Source organism: Microbispora triticiradicis, assembly GCF_005864065.1.
Classification (GTDB): Bacteria; Actinomycetota; Actinomycetes; order Streptosporangiales; family Streptosporangiaceae; genus Microbispora; species Microbispora triticiradicis.
In genome coordinates this window covers 1-17,063 of the sequence record NZ_VANP01000011.1, presented here as the reverse complement: position 1 = coordinate 17,063, position 17,063 = coordinate 1, and the positions used below count along the sequence as shown (strand labels likewise).

Annotated in this window: 14 protein-coding genes; 1 reads left to right on the top strand and 13 read right to left on the bottom strand. The window is 74.3% G+C overall.

Annotated features, from left to right (window positions below):
- Positions 1 to 50 precede the first annotated feature (50 nt).
- The 13 genes from FED44_RS25495 to ftsL all read right to left on the bottom strand — a co-directional run bounded on the left by FED44_RS25495 (position 51) and on the right by ftsL (position 16,631).
- Complete coding sequence (locus tag FED44_RS25495) at positions 51 to 578, bottom strand: cell division protein SepF (RefSeq protein WP_117410377.1); 528 nt, start codon at positions 576 to 578, stop codon at positions 51 to 53.
- Between the two features lie 135 nt (positions 579 to 713).
- Positions 714 to 1,415, bottom strand: a complete 702-nt coding sequence (locus FED44_RS25490; protein WP_208759185.1) for a YggS family pyridoxal phosphate-dependent enzyme — start codon at positions 1,413 to 1,415, stop codon at positions 714 to 716.
- Between the two features lie 2 nt (positions 1,416 to 1,417).
- Positions 1,418 to 2,878 (bottom strand): cell division protein FtsZ, encoded by a 1,461-nt coding sequence (gene ftsZ / locus FED44_RS25485; protein ID WP_138462311.1) that lies wholly within the window; start codon positions 2,876 to 2,878, stop codon positions 1,418 to 1,420.
- Positions 2,879 to 3,128: 250 nt separating this feature from the next.
- Positions 3,129 to 3,800: a cell division protein FtsQ/DivIB gene (locus FED44_RS25480; protein WP_138462310.1), complete on the bottom strand. Its 672-nt coding sequence runs from the start codon at positions 3,798 to 3,800 to the stop codon at positions 3,129 to 3,131.
- Positions 3,797 to 5,221, bottom strand: a complete 1,425-nt coding sequence (murC, locus tag FED44_RS25475; RefSeq protein ID WP_111701211.1) for a UDP-N-acetylmuramate--L-alanine ligase — start codon at positions 5,219 to 5,221, stop codon at positions 3,797 to 3,799. Before murC ends, FED44_RS25480 begins: the two co-directional genes overlap by 4 nt.
- The gene (gene murG / locus FED44_RS25470) at positions 5,218 to 6,297 is read right to left on the bottom strand and encodes an undecaprenyldiphospho-muramoylpentapeptide beta-N-acetylglucosaminyltransferase (RefSeq protein ID WP_111701210.1); all 1,080 of its coding nucleotides are present in this window, start codon (positions 6,295 to 6,297) and stop codon (positions 5,218 to 5,220) included. The genes murC and murG overlap by 4 nt, the downstream gene beginning before the upstream one ends.
- 1 nt (position 6,298) lies before the next feature.
- Positions 6,299 to 7,630 carry a putative lipid II flippase FtsW gene (ftsW, locus tag FED44_RS25465; protein ID WP_138462409.1) on the bottom strand — a complete coding sequence of 444 codons (1,332 nt, stop codon included), beginning with the start codon at positions 7,628 to 7,630 and terminating at the stop codon, positions 6,299 to 6,301.
- 185 nt (positions 7,631 to 7,815) lie between these two features.
- Complete coding sequence (gene murD, locus FED44_RS25460) at positions 7,816 to 9,192, bottom strand: UDP-N-acetylmuramoyl-L-alanine--D-glutamate ligase (RefSeq protein ID WP_138462309.1); 1,377 nt, start codon at positions 9,190 to 9,192, stop codon at positions 7,816 to 7,818.
- The gene (mraY, locus tag FED44_RS25455) at positions 9,174 to 10,250 is read right to left on the bottom strand and encodes a phospho-N-acetylmuramoyl-pentapeptide-transferase (RefSeq protein ID WP_111701208.1); all 1,077 of its coding nucleotides are present in this window, start codon (positions 10,248 to 10,250) and stop codon (positions 9,174 to 9,176) included. The genes murD and mraY overlap by 19 nt, the downstream gene beginning before the upstream one ends.
- Complete coding sequence (locus tag FED44_RS25450; RefSeq protein WP_138462308.1) at positions 10,247 to 11,614, bottom strand: UDP-N-acetylmuramoyl-tripeptide--D-alanyl-D-alanine ligase; 1,368 nt, start codon at positions 11,612 to 11,614, stop codon at positions 10,247 to 10,249. Before FED44_RS25450 ends, mraY begins: the two co-directional genes overlap by 4 nt.
- 141 nt (positions 11,615 to 11,755) lie before the next feature.
- Positions 11,756 to 13,378, bottom strand: coding sequence for a UDP-N-acetylmuramoyl-L-alanyl-D-glutamate--2,6-diaminopimelate ligase (locus FED44_RS25445; RefSeq protein ID WP_138462408.1), 1,623 nt, complete (start codon positions 13,376 to 13,378; stop codon positions 11,756 to 11,758).
- A 113-nt stretch (positions 13,379 to 13,491) separates the two neighbouring features.
- Positions 13,492 to 15,222, bottom strand: coding sequence for a peptidoglycan D,D-transpeptidase FtsI family protein (locus FED44_RS25440; RefSeq protein ID WP_244302258.1), 1,731 nt, complete (start codon positions 15,220 to 15,222; stop codon positions 13,492 to 13,494).
- A 1,064-nt stretch (positions 15,223 to 16,286) separates the two neighbouring features.
- Positions 16,287 to 16,631, bottom strand: a complete 345-nt coding sequence (gene ftsL / locus FED44_RS36025; protein ID WP_165900912.1) for a cell division protein FtsL — start codon at positions 16,629 to 16,631, stop codon at positions 16,287 to 16,289.
- A gap of 220 nt (positions 16,632 to 16,851) precedes the next feature.
- Between ftsL and FED44_RS36600 the strand changes: the two genes are divergently transcribed.
- Positions 16,852 to 17,063, top strand: a 212-nt coding sequence (locus FED44_RS36600) for a hypothetical protein (RefSeq protein WP_208759166.1), incomplete at its 3' end; no start/stop codon positions are given.

Sequence of the window (17,063 nt, the reverse complement as noted above, 5' to 3'; positions counted from 1 at the left end):
TCCGGGCCACAGGGGCACCGCTAAGCCGGTCACTGTTCATGTATGGAACTCTAGCTCTGGTTGAAGAAGCCGCGTTCCGCGATTCTGGCCTTGTCCTCGGCGGTCACCTCAACGTTGGCGGGGGACAACAGGAACACCTTGTTGGTAACACGTTCGATGCTGCCGTGTAGGCCAAAGACGAGACCTGCCGCGAAATCGACAAGGCGCTTGGCGTCGCTGTCGACCATCTCTGTCAGATTCATGATGACCGGCGTGCCCTCGCGGAAGTGCTCGCCGATCGTGCGCGCCTCGTTGTATGTGCGCGGATGCAGGGTGGTGATCCGCGCCAGATCGGTCGTACGGCGCTCCAGCACGGTCGTGGGGGGACGCGGAGCCGGGACGGACGTCTCGGTGTCCTCGTCGCGCTCCGGAGCCCCGGCGTGCGCACCGGAGGTCGCGGCGAAGCCGCGCCGCGACGACTCGTAGTCCTCGTCGCCGTAGTCCTCGTCGGTGCCGTACTCCGCCGTGTACCTGTCTTCGTAGCGGTCGTCCTCCACGAGACCGAGGTAGACCGCCATCTTGCGCATCGCGCCGGCCATCGCTCGTCGTCCTCCGCGTTTCTGGTGCCTACAAGGTCCCTGGGGAAGGCCAGGGCGGTAGCCGTACCCCCCTTGGAGCTCACCGCTGATCGACCTCTACCTGGAGCGCGGACACCATGGTCCACTTGGGGGACATTACCTGACGAAGGGCTTTCTGCGGCCGAGCAACGCCGTACCGACTCTCAGGTGTGTCGCGCCGTTCGCGATGGCTTGGGGGATGTCTCCGCTCATTCCGGCCGATATCACATCCGCGCCGGGGTGTTCCTCGCGGAGGCGTCCGGCGACGGCCCGCAGCCGGGCGAACGCCGGCGCCGGGTCCTCCCCCAGCGGGGCGACCGCCATGACCCCCCGCAGCCGCAGCCCCTCGGTCTTCGCGACGAGCGCCCCGAGGGCGGGCGCCTCCTCCGGCCGCGCGCCGCCCCGCCCGGCGCCCTCGTCGAGGGAGACCTGGATGAGGCAGTCCACCTCGCGCCCGGCCCGTACGGCCTCGCGGCCGAGCGCCTCCACCAGGCGGGGACGGTCGACCGAGTGGACCATGTGGGCGTACGCGACGACGGAGCGGACCTTGTTCGTCTGTAACTGGCCGATGAAGTGCCAGGTGAGATCGAGGTCGGCGCAGGCGGCGGCCTTGTCCGCCGCCTCCTGGTCGCGGTTCTCCCCCACGTGCGAGACGCCCAGCCCGGCGAGCAGGCGCACGTCGGAGGCCGGGTAGGTCTTGGTCACCGCGATGAGGGTGACCTCCGCCCGCGACCGGCCGGCCGCCCGGCACGCCTCCTCGACGCGCCGCTCGACCTCCGCCAGGGCGGCGGCCAGCTCCTCGCGCCGGTCAGGGCGCAAGGTCACTTGAGGAAGTCCGGCACGTCGAGCTCCTCCTCCTGCTCCTCGAACACCACCGGACGCCGGGGACCCGGCTGGGAGGGGCGGGAGGTGATCGGGGCCGGCGGCTCGGGGGTGGGCCTCGGGATCGACACCGGGCCGGTGACCCCCTGGTCGCGCCCGCCGTCGGCGGCGTCCCTGGGGAACGGCGTGACCCCCTCGGCCTGCGGCGCGGCCTGCTGGGCGGGCTGGCCCACCGGCTGGGCCGGCTGCGGCACGGCGCTCGCCTGCGGCTGGGCCGTGGTGTGCACGGTGGCGGCCTGCGCCGTGGCCGGCTGCATGGTGGCGGGCGGCGGCGTGGGCGCCGGGGTGGCCGCGGACGGCGTCACGGCGCCGACCGGCCGTACGGAGGGCTGGGCCGGCTCCGGGCGCGGCTCCGGCCTGACCGGTGCCGGGGTCGCGGGGCGTGCGGCCTGGGCCGGCGCCGGGCGGGCCTGCTGCGGGCGCGCCAGCGGAGCGGCCACCGGCTTGACCGGTTCGGGCTCGTCGAACCCGGCCGCGATGACCGTCACCCGCACCTCGTCGCCGAGCGCGTCGTCGATGACCGTGCCGAAGATGATGTTGGCGTCGGGCGCGGCGGCGTTGCTGACGAGCTGGGCCGCCTCGTTGATCTCGAAGAGGCCGAGGTCGGAGCCGCCCGCGATGGACAGCAGCACGCCGTGGGCGCCGTCGATGCTCGCCTCCAGCAGCGGGCTGGAGACCGCCATCTCGGCGGCGGCGACCGACCGGTCGTCGCCCCTGGCGTGGCCGATGCCCATGAGGGCCGAGCCCGCGCCGGACATGACCGACTTCACGTCGGCGAAGTCCAGGTTGATCAGACCGGGCGTGGTGATGAGGTCGGTGATGCCCTGCACACCGGACAGCAGCACCTGGTCGGCGGCCTTGAACGCGTCGAGCACGCTCACCTGGCGATCGGAGATCGACAGCAGCCGGTCGTTCGGAATGACGATCAGCGTGTCGACCTCCTCGCGGAGGGTCTCGATGCCGGCCTCGGCCTGCATGGCCCGGCGCTTGCCCTCGAAGCTGAAGGGCCGGGTGACCACACCTATCGTGAGCGCGCCGAGCGAGCGGGCGATGCTGGCCACGACCGGCGCGCCGCCGGTCCCGGTGCCGCCGCCCTCGCCCGCGGTCACGAAGACCATGTCCGCGCCCTTGATGACCTCCTCGATCTCCTCCCGGTGGTCCTCGGCCGCCCTGCGGCCCACCTCCGGGTTGGCGCCCGCGCCGAGGCCCCGCGTGAGCTCGCGCCCCACGTCGAGCTTCACGTCGGCGTCACTCATCAGCAGCGCCTGGGCGTCAGTGTTGATGGCGATGAACTCGACGCCCTTGAGTCCCTCCTCGATCATCCGGTTGACGGCGTTCACTCCGCCGCCGCCGATGCCGACGACCTTGATGACCGCGAGGTAGTTCTGCGGTGCTGCCACGACGAGGGGCCTTTCCGCTCGTTTGCGTTTCATGCGGGCAGGGCCCGCCGTCTTCTCTTGAACTCTCACCCTCAAGTTGAGATTTAGAGTTATGTCAACCTGAGGATTGATACGGACAGTAGGGTTGCGCGTCCCCCAGGGTCAACTAACCGCGCCGCAAGGCAGTCCGGCGTGTCGCGCGCCGTCCTATTCGCACGATGCCCCGGTCCAGGGCGGCTTCGGCCGGTTCGAGCACGGTCAGTGAGATTTGTCACCTGACCGTCACCACTTCGGGCGAACTGACGTCGTAGTTCTTCCCCGGCTTGGCCAGCGCGGCGAGCAGCACCCGCCCCTTGCGGGCCGAGTCCCGCGCGTCTCCCCAGGTGACGGAGCGGCCGTCGGTGAGCTTGAGGGTGATCGACCGGGGCGAGGGGGCGCGCAGCTCCCGCAGCCGGCCGAGGAGGTCGCCCGGCAGCGCCCGGAGCACGGTGAGGCCCGCGCGGGTGGCGGGATCGTCGGCGGCGGCCCGCTCCACCCGCAGCACCGGAAGCTGTGGCGGGGCGACCGTCACCTGCTGGAGGACGACCCCGTACCGGTCGATCACCGCCGTCGCGACGCCCAGGGGGACCGCCGCCGCGGGCACGCGCTCGACCACGCTGATCCGCAGCGTGCCGGGCCAGACGCGGTCGACCGTGGCGGACTCGACGGCGCGCAGCGCCCGCACCCGCCCCTCGACCCCGGCGAGGTCCACGGTGGCGAGCGGCGTGCCCGTCCGCACTCCCGCCGCCTGGCGCAGCTCCTCGGCCGGGACGCGGCCGTTGCCGGTGATCTCGACCTCCCGCACGCCGAGGACGGGCGAGAAGAACACGACCCAGGTGGCGACGCCCACGACCCCGCCGGTCAGCAGGGTGGCGAGCGCCGAGCGCCGGACGGCCCGCCTCACCGGGCGGACAGCTCCGCGACGATTCGCGGGCCGAGCTCGGTGACGTCCCCCGCGCCCATCGTGAGGACGATGTCCCCGGCGTGCGCCCGGCCGGCGACGAGGGCGGGCACGGCCGCGCGGTCGGGGGCGTAGACCACCCGTTCGGCCGGCAGCGGCACCTTTCCGGCGACGAGCGCCCCGGAGACCCCGGGCTCGGGGTCCTCCCGCGCGCCGTACACGTCGAGCACCACGACCTCGTCGGCCAGGCCGAGCGCGGCACCGAACTCGTCGGCGAAGAACCGGGTGCGCGAGTAGAGGTGCGGCTGGAAGACCGCGATGACCCGGCCGTCGCCGCCGACCACGTCGCGGGCGGCGCGCAGGTCGGCGGTCAGCTCGGTCGGGTGGTGGGCGTAGCTGTCGAAGACCGTCACGCCGCCGGCCTCGCCCTTGGACTCGAACCGCCTCTTCGCGCCGGTGAAGGCGGCCAGTCCCTCCTTGACGTCGTCGAAGCGCAGGCCGAGGTGCAGCGCCACGGCGATCACCGCGGTGGCGTTGACCGCGTTGTGCCGGCCGGGCACGGCCAGGCGCACCTCGCCGCGTCCCGGCCCGCCGGGCGCCCCCGGGCCGAGCTCCACCCGGAACTCCACGCCGAGGCCGCGCGGGGCCACGTCGGTCGTGCGCAGGTCCACCCCGGCGCTCTCGCCGTACGTGACGACGGTGAGGCCGCGCTCACGGGCGATCGGCACGAGGGCGGCGGCGCCGGGGTCGTCGGCGCAGACGACCAGCAGCGACCCGACGTGCTCGACGAAGCGGGCGAACCCGTCGTGGACGGCCTGGGGGTCTCCGTAGTTGTCGAGGTGGTCGGCCTCGACGTTGGTGACCACGGCGATCCGCGGCGCGAGCATGAGGAAGGAGCCGTCGCTCTCGTCGGCCTCGGCCACGAACACCTCGCCCGTGCCGTCGTCGGCGCCGAGACCGGTCGTGACGAGCTGGCCGCCGACGCAGTACGACGGGTCCTCGCCGCACTTCTGCAGCGCCACGGTCAGCATCGAGGTCGTCGTGGTCTTGCCGTGGGTGCCGGCGACGGCGATGCCGGTGCGGCCGGACATCACCGAGGCCAGCGCCGCGGCGCGCGGGATCACCCGGAGGTTCTGGCGCAGCGCCTCCCCCAGCTCGGGGTTGGAGTCGCGGATCGCGGTGGAGACGACGACCGTGTCGACGTCCTTGATGTGGGAGGCGGCGTGGCCGACGTGGACGGTGGCCCCCATCTCGCGCAGTTCGGTCAGCTGCGCGGACGGGCGCGCGTCGCTGCCCGACACCGGTACGCCCCGCTTGAGCAGGATGCGGGCGATGCCGGACATCCCGGCGCCGCCGATGCCGATGAAGTGCACCCGCCCCAGGTCGGCCGCCGGCACGGGGTCCACGAGCTTGACGAGACTCATCGGGAAGCGATCTCCAGCACCTTGCGGGCGAGCGTCGTGTCGGCGTCCTTGCGGCCCATCCGGGAGGCCGCCTCGGACATCGCGACCACGCGCTCGGGGTCGTTCAGGATCGGCAGCAGCGTCTGGACGATCCAGGCCGCCGACAGGTCCGCGTCGTCGACCATCAGGCCGCCCCCGGCCCGGACGATCGGCTCGGCGTTGAGGCGCTGCTCGCCGTTGCCGTGCGGCAGCGGCACGAACGCCGCGGGCAGCCCCACGGCGGTCAGCTCGGCGCAGGTCATGGCGCCCGCGCGGGACAGCACGAGGTCGGCCGCGGCGTAGGCGAGGTCCATCCGGTCGACGTACGGGAGGATCACGTACTGCGGGTCGCCGGGCGGGGGCTCGATCTCGACGGTGTTCTTCGGCCCGACCACGTGCAGCACCTGGACGCCCGCGGCGCGCAGGTAGGGCGCGGCCTCCAGCGCCGCCTGGTTGACCGAGCGGGCGCCCTGCGACCCGCCGAACACCAGCAGCGTCACCCGGTCGGACTCCAGCCCGAAGTACGACCGCGCCTTGTCCCCCATCGACAGGCGGTCCATCGTGCTGATCTCCCGGCGCAGCGGGATGCCGACGTACTCCGCGTTGGGGAGGACGGCGTCCGGGTGCCCGGTGAAGACGTGGTCGGTGAGGCGGGCGCCGAGCCGGTTGGCCAGGCCGGGCCGCGGGTTGGCCTCGTGGACCACGATGGGCACGCCGCGCCGCCGGGCGCCGAGGTAGGCGGGGGTGGCGACGTAGCCGCCGAAGCCGACCAGGATGTCCGCGCCGACCTTGTCGAGGATGCCGGCGGCGCTGCCGATGGCCCCGGCGAGCCGGCCGGGCACGGTGAGGAGCTTGGGGCTGAGCGAGCGGGGCAGCGGCACGGCGGGCACGAGCTCCAGCTCGTAGCCGCGCGCGGGCACCAGGCGGGTCTCGAGTCCGCGCTCGGTGCCGAGGCAGGTGATGCCGATCCTCGGGTCGAGCCGGCGAAGCGCGTCGGCCAGCGCGAGCGCCGGCTCGATGTGGCCGGCCGTCCCGCCGCCGGCGAGGACCACCCTCATGTCACTCCCTGCTCTCTCGCGGATGTTCCCGCGGACGTTCTCGCGAATGCTCCCGCGGCCGCTCCCGCGTCGTTCCCACTCGTGCCGTACGCGGCCGTGCCGTCCGCCGGACGGCCTCGCGCGGGGACGCGGGCCGGCGCCAGGCTCGGGCGTTCAGGCCAAGCCAGCTTAGAGCCCGCGCGACCGGTCCGGGGCCACGGGCCGCCAGCGCCTCGGCCGCGCCCGGCTCCCGTTTGGCGAACGACAGCAGCATGCCGAGCGCCGCGAGCGTCGGCAGCAGCGCCGATCCGCCGTACGACACGAGCGGCAGCGGGATGCCGGTGACCGGGAAGGCCCCGATGACCGCGCCGATGTTGACGACGGCCTGCCCGGCGATCCAGGCGGTGGCGGCGGCGGACGCCAGCCGGACGAAGGGGTCCCTGGTCCGCATGGCGATGCGCAGCCCCGCGTAGCCGAGCAGTCCGAACAGCGCGACCACCACGAGCGTCCCCAGCAGCCCGAGCTCCTCGCCGATGATGGAGAAGATGAAGTCGCTCTCGGCGTGGGGCAGATAGTTCCACTTCTGCCGGCTGGCGCCCAGCCCGATGCCGAACCAGCCGCCCGACCCGATCGCCATCAGGCCCTGCACGGACTGGAACCCCTCGTGCTGCGCGGTCTCCCACGGATTGAGGAAGCCGGTCAGGCGGCGGAGCCGGTAGGGCTCGGCGATGATCATAGTGGCGGTCGCCAGCGCGAGCAGCCCGAGGATGCCGCCGAAGAGCCGTACGGGCGCGCCGACCACCCACAGCAGCGCCAGGAAGATCATCATGAGCACGAGCGTCGTGCCGAGGTCGCGCCCGAGCATGACCAGGACGGCCAAGAGGGCCACGCCCGGCATCAGCGGGATCAGCAGCTGACGCCACTCGATGCGGCCTGCGCGCGCCCGCGTCGCGAGCAGGTCGGCCCCCCACAGCACCAGGGCCAGCTTCGCCGGCTCCGACGGCTGCACCGAGAACGGGCCGATGACGATCCACCGCTGGGCGCCCAGCAGTTCCTGGCCGAGGAAGATGACCATCAGCAGGCCGAGGATCGACAGGCCCATCAGCGGATAGCCGGCGAGGCGGAAGAACCGCTGCGGCAGCCGGGAGCACACCCACATGAGCGGGAGCCCGATCGCCACCGAGGTGACCTGCTTGAGGAACCAGTAGAACGGGTTCCCGGTCCGCTGCAGCGCCTCGATGCTCGACGCCGACAGCACCATCATCAGCCCGAGGGCGAGCAGCAGCGCGCTGCAGCCCAGCACGAGGTGGTAGGACGTCAGCGGGCGGCCGAGCAGCTCGCGCAGCGCCGCGATCTGCGTGCCGGCCCAGCCGCCCGGCGCCTGCTCGCCCGCTGTTCGCTCGCCTCGGGCCCGCTCGCTCTGTGCCCGCTCCCCCCGGGTCCGGCCCGCCGGGGTGCCGGCCGGGCTGCCGGTCTGGCCCGGCGCCCGGTCGCTCGCCGTCCGGTCGCTCACGGTCCGGTCGCTCACCGTCCGGTCGCTCACGGTGCCGCCAGGCGGTGCACGGCTGCGGCGAAGGCCTCCCCACGCGCTCCGTAGCCGGCGTACATGTCCAGTGACGCTCCGGCGGGGGCGAGCAGCACGGTGTCACCCGGAGAGGCGAGCCGGGCGGCTTCGGCGACGACGCGGTCCATGACCCCAGTGTCTTGCCCCGGCACGTCCACGACGGGGACATTCGCGGCGTGTCGCGCCAATGCCCGGCGGATCAGCTCGCGGTCGGCCCCCAGCAGCACCGCGCCGCGCAGGCGGGGCGCGGCCTGCCGTACGAGGTCGTTCACGTCGGCGCCCTTGAGCTGGCCGCCCGCGATCCACACGATCGAGGGGTAGGCGGCCAGCGACGCGGCGGCCGCGTGCGGGTTGGTGGCCTTGGAATCGTCCACGTAGTCGACGTCCCCCACCGTCGCGACGTGCGCGATGCGGTGCGGGTCGGGCGTGAACTCGCGCAGGCCCCGCCGTACGGCCTCGGGCGGCACACCGTGGGCGCGGGCCAGGGCCGCGGCGGCGAGCGCGTTGGAGACGTTGTGCGGCGCGAAGGGGCGCACGTCCTCCAGCGAGGCCAGCTCCTCCGCCGAGGACGCCGGGTCGGCCACGAAGGCCCGGTCGACCAGCAGGTCCTCCACGATCCCGAGCTGCCCGGGCCGCGGCACGGCGAGCGTGAAACCCACCCGGGAGGCGTACGGCTCGGCCAGGCGCGACGACCACGCGTCGTCGGCGTTGAACACGACGGTCCCGGCGGCGGTGAAGACCCGCGCCTTGGCCGCGGCGTACTCCTCCATCGAGCCGTGCCAGTCGATGTGGTCGGGCGCGACGTTGAGCACGGCCCCCGCGAGCGGCGCGAGGCTCGACGACCAGTGGAGCTGGAAGCTCGACAGCTCCACGGCCAGCACGTCGTACGGGCCGTCCACGGCCTCCACGATCGGCACGCCGACGTTGCCCACGGCGAGGGCCCGGTGCCCGGCGGCGGACAGGATGGAGGCGAGCATGCGGACGGCGGTGGTCTTGCCGTTGGTGCCGGTCAGCGCCAGCCAGGGGGCGGCGTGCTCCCCGCGCAGCCGCCAGGCCAGCTCGACCTCCCCGATCACCTCGGCGCCGGCCTTCTCCGCCGCGACGAGGAGCGGATGAGCAGGCCGCCAGCCGGGCGAGGTGACCACGAGCGAGACGCCCTCGGGCAGAGCGGGCTCGCCGAACCGCACCTTTACCCCGAGGGCTTCGAGGTCGGCGGCCGCGGCGCGCTGCCGCTCGCCGTCCACCGCCTCAAGGACGGTCACCCGCTCGCCGCGGCGGGCCAGGGCCCGGGCCGCGGCCGCGCCCGACACGCCGAGACCGGCGACGACCACACTCACTGCTTCGGCATCCATTCGAGGTAGAACAGGCCGAGACCGGCGGCCACGCACAGCGCGGCGATCAGCCAGAAGCGGACCACGATCGTGGTCTCGGCCCAGCCGGACAGCTCGAAGTGGTGCTGGAGCGGAGCCATCCGGAAGACCCGTTTGCGGGTCATCTTGAAGAACCCGACCTGGATGATGACCGACATCGTGATGAGCGCGAACAGGCCGCCCAGGATGACCAGCAGGAGCTGGGTCCGGGTGGTGAAGGCGAGACCGGCGATCACGCCGCCGAGGGCCAGCGAGCCGGTGTCGCCCATGAAGATCTTGGCGGGCGGGGCGTTCCACCACAGGAAGCCCAGACAGGCCCCCAGCACCGCCGCCGCGACCACCGCCAGGTCGAGCGGATCTCGCACCCAGTAGCAGTTGGGGCCGAAGCCGACCGTCGTGCAGCTGTTGCGCAGCTGCCAGTTGCCGATGAGCACGTACGCCGCGAGGACCAGGCAGGTGGCGCCGGAGGCCAGGCCGTCGAGCCCGTCGGTCAGGTTCACCGCGTTGGAGAAGCCCACGATGAAGAACAGGACCCAGACGACGAAACCGATGAGCCCGATGGACGGCCCGATGTCCCGCAGGAACGACACCCGCGTGTCGGCCGGGGTCACGGCGTAGGCGTTGGGGAACCGCAGCACGAGCACCGCGAAGACCGCGCCGACGACGAGCTGGCCGGCGGCCTTGGCGCCGCTGCGCAGGCCCAGGCTCCGCTGCTTGTAGATCTTGATGAAGTCGTCGAGGAAGCCGACCGCCCCGAGGCCGGTCATCAGGAACAGCACCAGCAGGCCCGAGGCCGTCGGAGGGTCGCTGACCGCCGAGAAGACGGTCACCCCGTGGGCCAGGAAATAGCCGATCAGCGCGGCGATCACAATCACCGTGCCGCCCATCGTGGGAGTGCCCTTCTTGTCGTAGTGACCCGACGGGCCCTCCTCCCGGATGTTCTGGCCGTACCCGCGCCGGGCGAACAGCCGGATGGCCAGCGGCGTGCCGACCATGGACAGCAGCAGCGAGATCGCCCCCGCGATGAGGATGTTCCTCACCGGGCGTCACCTCCGAGGATCGCCTCGGCGACCCGCTCGAGCCCGGCCGCACGCGGCCCCTTCACCAGCACCGCGTCCCCGGGCGCGAGCCGGTCCGACAGCTCCCGCGCCGCCGCGGCGGTGTCGGGCGCGTGGATCGCGCCGGGGGCGCCCCTGAGCACCGGCCCGGCGTCCTCCCCCACGACGATCACCGCTTCCAGCCCCGCTCCGGCGGCCAGCCGCCCGAGGTCCTCGTTCAGCGCCGGGCCGTCCTCGCCCAGCTCGCGCAGCGCGGCGATCACCGCGAACCGCCGCCGCCCGGCGCCGATGACCCCGAGGCTGCCGAAGGCGGCCCGCATGGAGTCGGGGTTGGCGTTGTACGCGTCGTTGATCACGGTCACGCCGTCGGGCCGGTCGGTGACCTCCATCCGCCAGCGGCTGCGCGGCTCGGCCGCCGACAGCTCCTCGGCGATGGCCGCCACCGGCATGCCCAGCTCGTAGGCGGCGGCCGCGGCGGCCAGGGCGTTCTCGACGGCGTGCGCGCCGTACAGGCGCAGCCGCACCGGGGCGGCGCCGGACGGCGTGCGCAGCGTGAACGAGGCGCGGCCTGCCGCGTCGAGCGTCTCGTCCTCCGCCCGCACGTGCGCGCGGGCCGCGCGGCCGAACCAGGTCACCCTGGCCTCCGTACGGCCGGCCATCTCGCTGACCAGCGGATCGTCGGCGTTGAGCACCGCGGTCCCGTCGGCGGGCAGCGCCTCGACGAGCTCGCCCTTGGCCCGGGCGATCGCCTCCTTGCCGCCGAACACGCCGAGGTGGGCGGTGCCGACGTTCAGCACCACGCCGATGCGCGGCGGGGCGATCTCCGCCAGGTAGGCGATGTGGCCGATGTTGCGCGCGCTCAGTTCGAGCACGAGGAACCGGGTGCCCTCGTCGGCCTTGAGCACGGTCAGCGGATGGCCGATCTCGTTGTTGTACGAGCCGACCGGCGCGACCGTCGGGCCCATCCGCGCGGCGAGCCCGGCCAGCAGGTCCTTGGTCGTGGTCTTGCCCGCGGAGCCGGTCACGCCCACCACGGTGGCGCCGGGAAGCTCCCTCACCACGGCGTTCGCCAGGGCGGCCAGGGCTGCCTGGGGGTCCCCCACGATCACGGCCGGCGCGTCGACCGGCCGGGTGGCGAGGACGGCGACGGCGCCCGCCTCGTGGGCCTGCCGGGCGAAGTCGTGCCCGTCGGCCCGCTCCCCCTTGATCGCCACGAAGAGCGAGCCGGGCACGACCGCCCGCGAGTCGATCACGACCGGTCCTCGGACCAAGGCCGCGGGGTCGGCCAGGCCGTTCAGGGCTCCCGACGTGATCTCGGCGACCCGGGCCAGCGGCAACGGGATCATGTGTCTGTCCTGCTCTCTTTCGCGTCGCTTGTCGGGCCCCCGTGAAGCGGTGGAGCACCGTCACCCGGAGCGCTGTCAACCGGAGCCATGTGAACCGGAGCCATGTGACCCGGGACGCCTGGGGCGCTCCGTAACACCGCCTCACGCACCGGCGGTCTCCCCTGCGGCCCGCCGTGCCCGGTTCCGCTCCGCGATGGCCGCGGCGGCCACCTCACGGTCGTCGAAGGGGATGACCTCGCCCCCGACATACTGCCCCAGCTCGTGTCCCTTGCCCGCCACAACTACCACATCTCCGGGCGAAGCACCGCCGACGGCCAGGCGGATGGCGGCCGCCCGATCCGGCTCCACGACGACGTGCGCCCTCTCCTTCGGAGGTACCCGCAGCGCGCCCTCCAGCATCGCGGCGAGGATCGCGAGCGGGTCCTCCGTTCGAGGATTGTCACTGGTCAGGATCGCCACGTCGGCGAGGCGGGCGGCGGCCTCGCCCATCATCGGACGCTTGCCGCGGTCGCGGTCGCCGCCGCAGCCCAGCACGACGACCAGGCGCCCACCGGGCCCGTCGTCGGGTGTGCCGTCCGGCCCCTTGTCCAGGCCGTCGTCCAGCACCGCCCGCAGCGAGTTGAGCACCGACTCCACCGCGCCCGGCTTGTGCGCGTAGTCGACGATCACCTGCACGTCCCCCGGCACGTCGCCGTCGCCCGGCACCCGCTCCATCCGGCCGGGGACGCCGGTGAACTCGCCGACGCCGGTCACCGCGGCCTGCAGCGGGACGCCCGTCTCCACCAGCGCGACCAGCGCGCCGAGCGTGTTGGCCACGTTGAACGGGCCGGGCAGCGCCACCGCCACGTCGGCCTCGACCCCTCCGGGGCCGACGAGGCGGAACCGGCTGCCGGCGGAGCCGAGGCGGACGTCCTCGGCGCGCCAGTCGGCCTCCGGCGCTCCCGTGGCGGAGAACGTGGTGATCGGGATCTTGGCCGTGCCGGCCAGCTCGCGGCCGTGGGCGTCGTCGGCGTTCACCACCCCGAGACGGCTGAACTCGGGGGTGAACAGGCGCGCCTTGGCCGCGAAGTAGTCGTCCAGGTCCCGGTGGAAGTCCAGGTGGTCCTGCGACAGGTTCGTGAAGATCGACACATCGTAGAAGAGGCCGTCCACCCGGCCGAGGGCCAGGGCGTGGCTGGAGACCTCCATGGCCGCGGCGCTCACGCCCTGCTCGCGCATCAGCGCGAACAGGGCCTGCAGGTCGGTCGCCTCGGGAGTGGTCAGATCGGGCGTGAACCGCACGTCCCCGGCGCGGATCTCCACGCCGCCGACGAGGCCGGTGCGGTGGCCCGCCGCCCGCAGTCCCGCCTCCAGCAGGAAGGTGGAGGTGGACTTGCCGCTGGTGCCGGTCACGCCGATGAGCGTGATGCCGGACGCGGGCCTGCCGTACACCCAGGAGGCCACCTGCCCGAGCACCGCCCGCGGGTCGGGCACGACGAGCACCGGCAGGCCGGTGGCCGCGGCCGCGTCACGGCCCTCGGGGTCGGTGAGGATCGCCGCCGCGCCCGCCGCGAGGGCGGCTCCGGCGAACTCCGCGCCGTGCCGGGAGGCTCCGGCCACCGCCACGTACAGGTCGCCGCGCCGCACCCGGCGCGAGTCGAGGGTGACGCCGGTGACGGCGCCGCGGACCACCCGCGCTCCGGGGGAGGGCACGGCCGACGACGACGGGCCGAGCAGGGACGCGAGCGCGGACAGCGGGCGGGCCTGGACGGCCTCTGGACGCATGGACGACGCGGAACGCACGGCGAGAGCGTACCCCTCTCCGCCGCTCGCCTCCGCCACCCGGCCGTCCGTCGCCGGGGCCCGCGTGGTCTCCACCCCGGCCGGTTCGGTCCCGGTCACTCCGCGGGGCGAAGGACCATCGCGGGCGCCTTCGTGCCGGTCGGGGGGATCTTCCTGCTCTTCAACGCGAAAGTCATGACGTCCTTGAACACCGGGGCGGCGACGGCGCCGCCGTAGTGGTCCTTCTTCGGGTCCTGGATGACGGCCAGGGCCATCAGCCGGGGCTGGTCGGCGGGGGCGAAGCCCACGAACGTCGCGGTGTATCCGCAGTATCCCGCGCACTTCTCGTCGTACCGCATCGCTGTGCCGGTCTTGCCCGCGACACGGTAGCCCTCGATCGAGGCCTCCTCTCCCGTGCCCTCGTGGCCGACCGCGGCCTCCAGCATGAGCGCGATGGATCGGGCGGTCGTCTCGCCGATCACCCGCGTGCCCTTGGCGGCCGGAGCGGCGACGAACGCGCCGTGCGCGTCGGTGGTGCCCGCCACGATCGAGGGGGTCACCCGCACTCCTCCGTTGGCGATCGTCTGGTAGACGCTGGCCATCTGCAGCGCGGTGACCGAGATGCCCTGGCCGTAGGCGATCGTACAGCGCTGGCTGCCCGACCACGTCTGCCACTGGGGCAGCAGGCCGTCCTGCTCGCCGGGGACGCCCGAGCCGCTGCGCGCGCCGAACCCGAAGGACCGGAACATGTCGTACAGCCGCTGGCTGGAGATCTTCTCCGCCGCCATGATGGTGCCCACGTTGCTCGACTCCGCGAGGACCCCGGTGAACGTCATCGACTCGGGCCCGTGCGGGTGGGCGTCCTTGAGCTGCTGGTCGGCGCACTGGATGTGGTCGGGCACCCGGAAGACGGTGTCGGGCGTGACCACCCCCGCCTCCATCGCCGCGGCGGCCGTGATGACCTTGTTGGTGCTGCCCGGCTCGAAGATCTCCGACACCGCGCGGTTGGCGCGGTCCTCCGCCGGGGCGGACTGCCAGTCGTTGAGGTCGGCCTGGGGCGCGTTGGCCATGGCGAGGATCCGGCCGGTGGCCACGTCCATCACGATCACGCTGCCGCTGCGCGCCCCGGTGTCGTGCACCCGCCGGGCCAGCGTCTGCTCGGCGGCCCACTGCAGGTCCCGGTCGATGGTCAGCCGGACGTCCCGTCCGGGCACCGGCGCCTCGCGCTGGCTGCGCGTCATCGGGATGCGCTGGCGGTTCGCGCCGAGCTCGATGCTCTGCTTGCCGTCCCGGCCCGCGAGGACGTCGTTGTACGCGCTCTCCAGGCCCTCCAGGCCCCGGCCGTCCACGCCGGTGAAGCCGAGCAGGCCGCCCGCGAGCGACTTGCCGGGGTAGAGACGGCGGTAGGTCTCCTTGGTGCCGACGCCCCTGAGCTTGAAGCCCATGATGCGCTTGGCCCGCAGCGGCTCGACGTCGCGCGCCAGCGGGATGTAACGCTGGGTGGTCTTGGCCAGCGCGGCGGCGACGTCCTCCTTGGGCTTGTTCAGCTCACGCGCCAGCGTGGTGGCGACCAGGTCGCGCTTGGCCGGGTCGACGTCCTTGGGGTCGACGTAGACCTCTCTGGCTTCGACCGTCACCGCGAGCTCGTGGCCCTCCGCGTCGGTGATCGCGCCGCGCCGCGCCGGCAGGATCTCGGGCTGCACCCGCTGCTGCACGGCCTTCGCCTGGAGCACCTTGGAGTCGAGCCCCTGCAGCTGCACCAGCCGTCCGGCGAACAGCGACAGCACGATCGCCATCACCAGCATCGCCGCCCGCAGCCGCCGTACCGGGTTGCCCAGCCGCAGCACGGCCGGCGGGCGCGGGGGTGGCGGCGGCCCGCCCGGCGCCCGGAGCGGACGCGGCGGGGTGCGCCCTGATGTGCGCGGCGGAGTGCCTGGTGGTGTGCGCGGCGGTGCGCCTGCTGGTGTACGCGGCGGGGTTCGCGGCGGAGTGCCGCCCGTCCGGGCACGGCCCTGGCCCGCGCCGCCCGACGCTCTTCCGCCTTCCGCGGCCGAGCCACCCCTGGGCGAGGGCCCAGCCCCCGGCGCGCCCTTGCCGGAGGCGCCGGCGCCCGTGGCACCCCTGGCCGAGGCCCCACCGCCCGGCGCGCCCCCGGAGGACGCTCCCCTGGCCGAGGCCGCTCCGGCAGGCGGGCGGGCCCCACCGGCGCCGCGGGACGGGACGTCGCTTCCTGCGCCCGCGCGGGACCGGGCCGGCGTCTGACCGCCGCTCCCCGCGCCACGTGGCCGCCCCGCGGCTCCGCCACGGCCCCGATCCGAGCCGCCGCTCCCGGCCCGGGACGCACCGTCGCCCGGCACGCCCTGATCGGCCGCGCGCTCGCCTCCCGCACGGTTGCCCGCACGGTTGCCGGCACGGCCACTCGCCGCGCGGCCGCCCGGCACACGCTGGTCCGCCGCGCGCTCGCCACCCGCGCGGCTACCCGCACGGCCACTCGCCGCACGGTTGCCCGAGACGCGGTCCGCTGCCACCCGCTCGCCTCCCGCACGGTCACGCGCCGCGCGGCCGCCCGGCACGCGGTCGCCGTCCGTACGACCACGGGCCGCACGGGTGTCGCGGGCGGGGCGGTCGGGGGCTGCGGCGTCACGGTCCGCGGGGCCTCTCGTGCGGCCGGCGTCGCCGCCGCGCCCGGCTCCGCCACCGGCGCCCGGGCGTGCCGGGCGTGCGGGGCGGCCGGACGCGTCGCCGGACCCGGGATCGGACGGGCGGCCGGGACGGCCGGGTTTCTGCGGTCCGTCCTGACGGGAGGGCCGTCCCGGGGACCCCGGGTCACGCCTGCCGCCGCCCGGGCCCTGGCCGCCACCACGCCCGGTGGGACCCCCGCGGCCGGGACCCGGGTTCCGGCCGCTGTCTCTCACCGGTCCGTGCCCTCCTCCGTGCCCGCCTCCTGGCCCTGCTGCCCGGCCGTGCCCTCGCCCGTCGTGATGAACCGAGGGGCGGAGCGGTCCTGCTCCAGGCCCTGCCCACGACCCGCCTCGTCCACCGCGCCGGGCTGGCTCCACGTGCGGAGCAGGTTCTCCTGCTCGGCGGCCTGCCGGTGCAGGTCGTCGATGCTCGACCGCAGGTCGGTCAGCTTGAACGAGTCCTGCGCGAGGACCGTGTTGAGCAGCAGGAGGGTCACCAGACCCCCGCACATGAGACCCACGACGAGCAGCACGAACGGCGCACGCGGAGGCCGCCGGAACGCTCGCCGCGCCATTCTGGCACGTGGGGACGTCGCCGGGGAGGCAGCGGCGCCCGCGCCACGCCGGGCGCGTCCCGGCGCGGGCGCGGCCTCGGCGGTGTCCCGGCGCTCCCGCTCCGGGCTCTCCCGGCGCGGCGACTCACGCTCCGGCGTCTCCCGGAGCGGCCTCTCACGGAGTGGCCTTTCACTGGGCGGCGCGACACGGCCGGCCGCGGCCGCCCGTACGGCGTCGCGCTTGGGGGCCGCGGCGGATCCGGCGCCGGTCTTCGCCGGGGCCCTGCCCTTCCGGGGAGCCGCGGGCGCCTCCTGCCGGGCCCTCGCCTCGGCGCGGGCGGGCGTGGCGGCGGGGGCCGCCGCGCGGCCGCCGGCCGGTGACCAGGACCCGAAGCTCGGGAAGCGCGCGGATCAGCGTGTCCACGAACGGCGCGCACCCGGGGAGAAGGTGCT

What these genes read in the sequence shown, in the direction of transcription:
- FED44_RS25495 (WP_117410377.1), bottom strand. Translation starts at nt 578, where the DNA reads ATGGCCGGCGCGATGCGCAAGATGGCGGTCTACCTCGGTCTCGTGGAG.
- murC (WP_111701211.1), bottom strand. Translation starts at nt 5,221, where the DNA reads ATGAGTCTCGTCAAGCTCGTGGACCCCGTGCCGGCGGCCGACCTGGGG.
- murG (WP_111701210.1), bottom strand. Translation starts at nt 6,297, where the DNA reads ATGAGGGTGGTCCTCGCCGGCGGCGGGACGGCCGGCCACATCGAGCCG.
- murD (WP_138462309.1), bottom strand. Translation starts at nt 9,192, where the DNA reads ATGGATGCCGAAGCAGTGAGTGTGGTCGTCGCCGGTCTCGGCGTGTCG.
- FED44_RS25450 (WP_138462308.1), bottom strand. Translation starts at nt 11,614, where the DNA reads ATGATCCCGTTGCCGCTGGCCCGGGTCGCCGAGATCACGTCGGGAGCC.
- FED44_RS25445 (WP_138462408.1), bottom strand. Translation starts at nt 13,378, where the DNA reads ATGCGTCCAGAGGCCGTCCAGGCCCGCCCGCTGTCCGCGCTCGCGTCC.
- ftsL (WP_165900912.1), bottom strand. Translation starts at nt 16,631, where the DNA reads ATGGCGCGGCGAGCGTTCCGGCGGCCTCCGCGTGCGCCGTTCGTGCTG.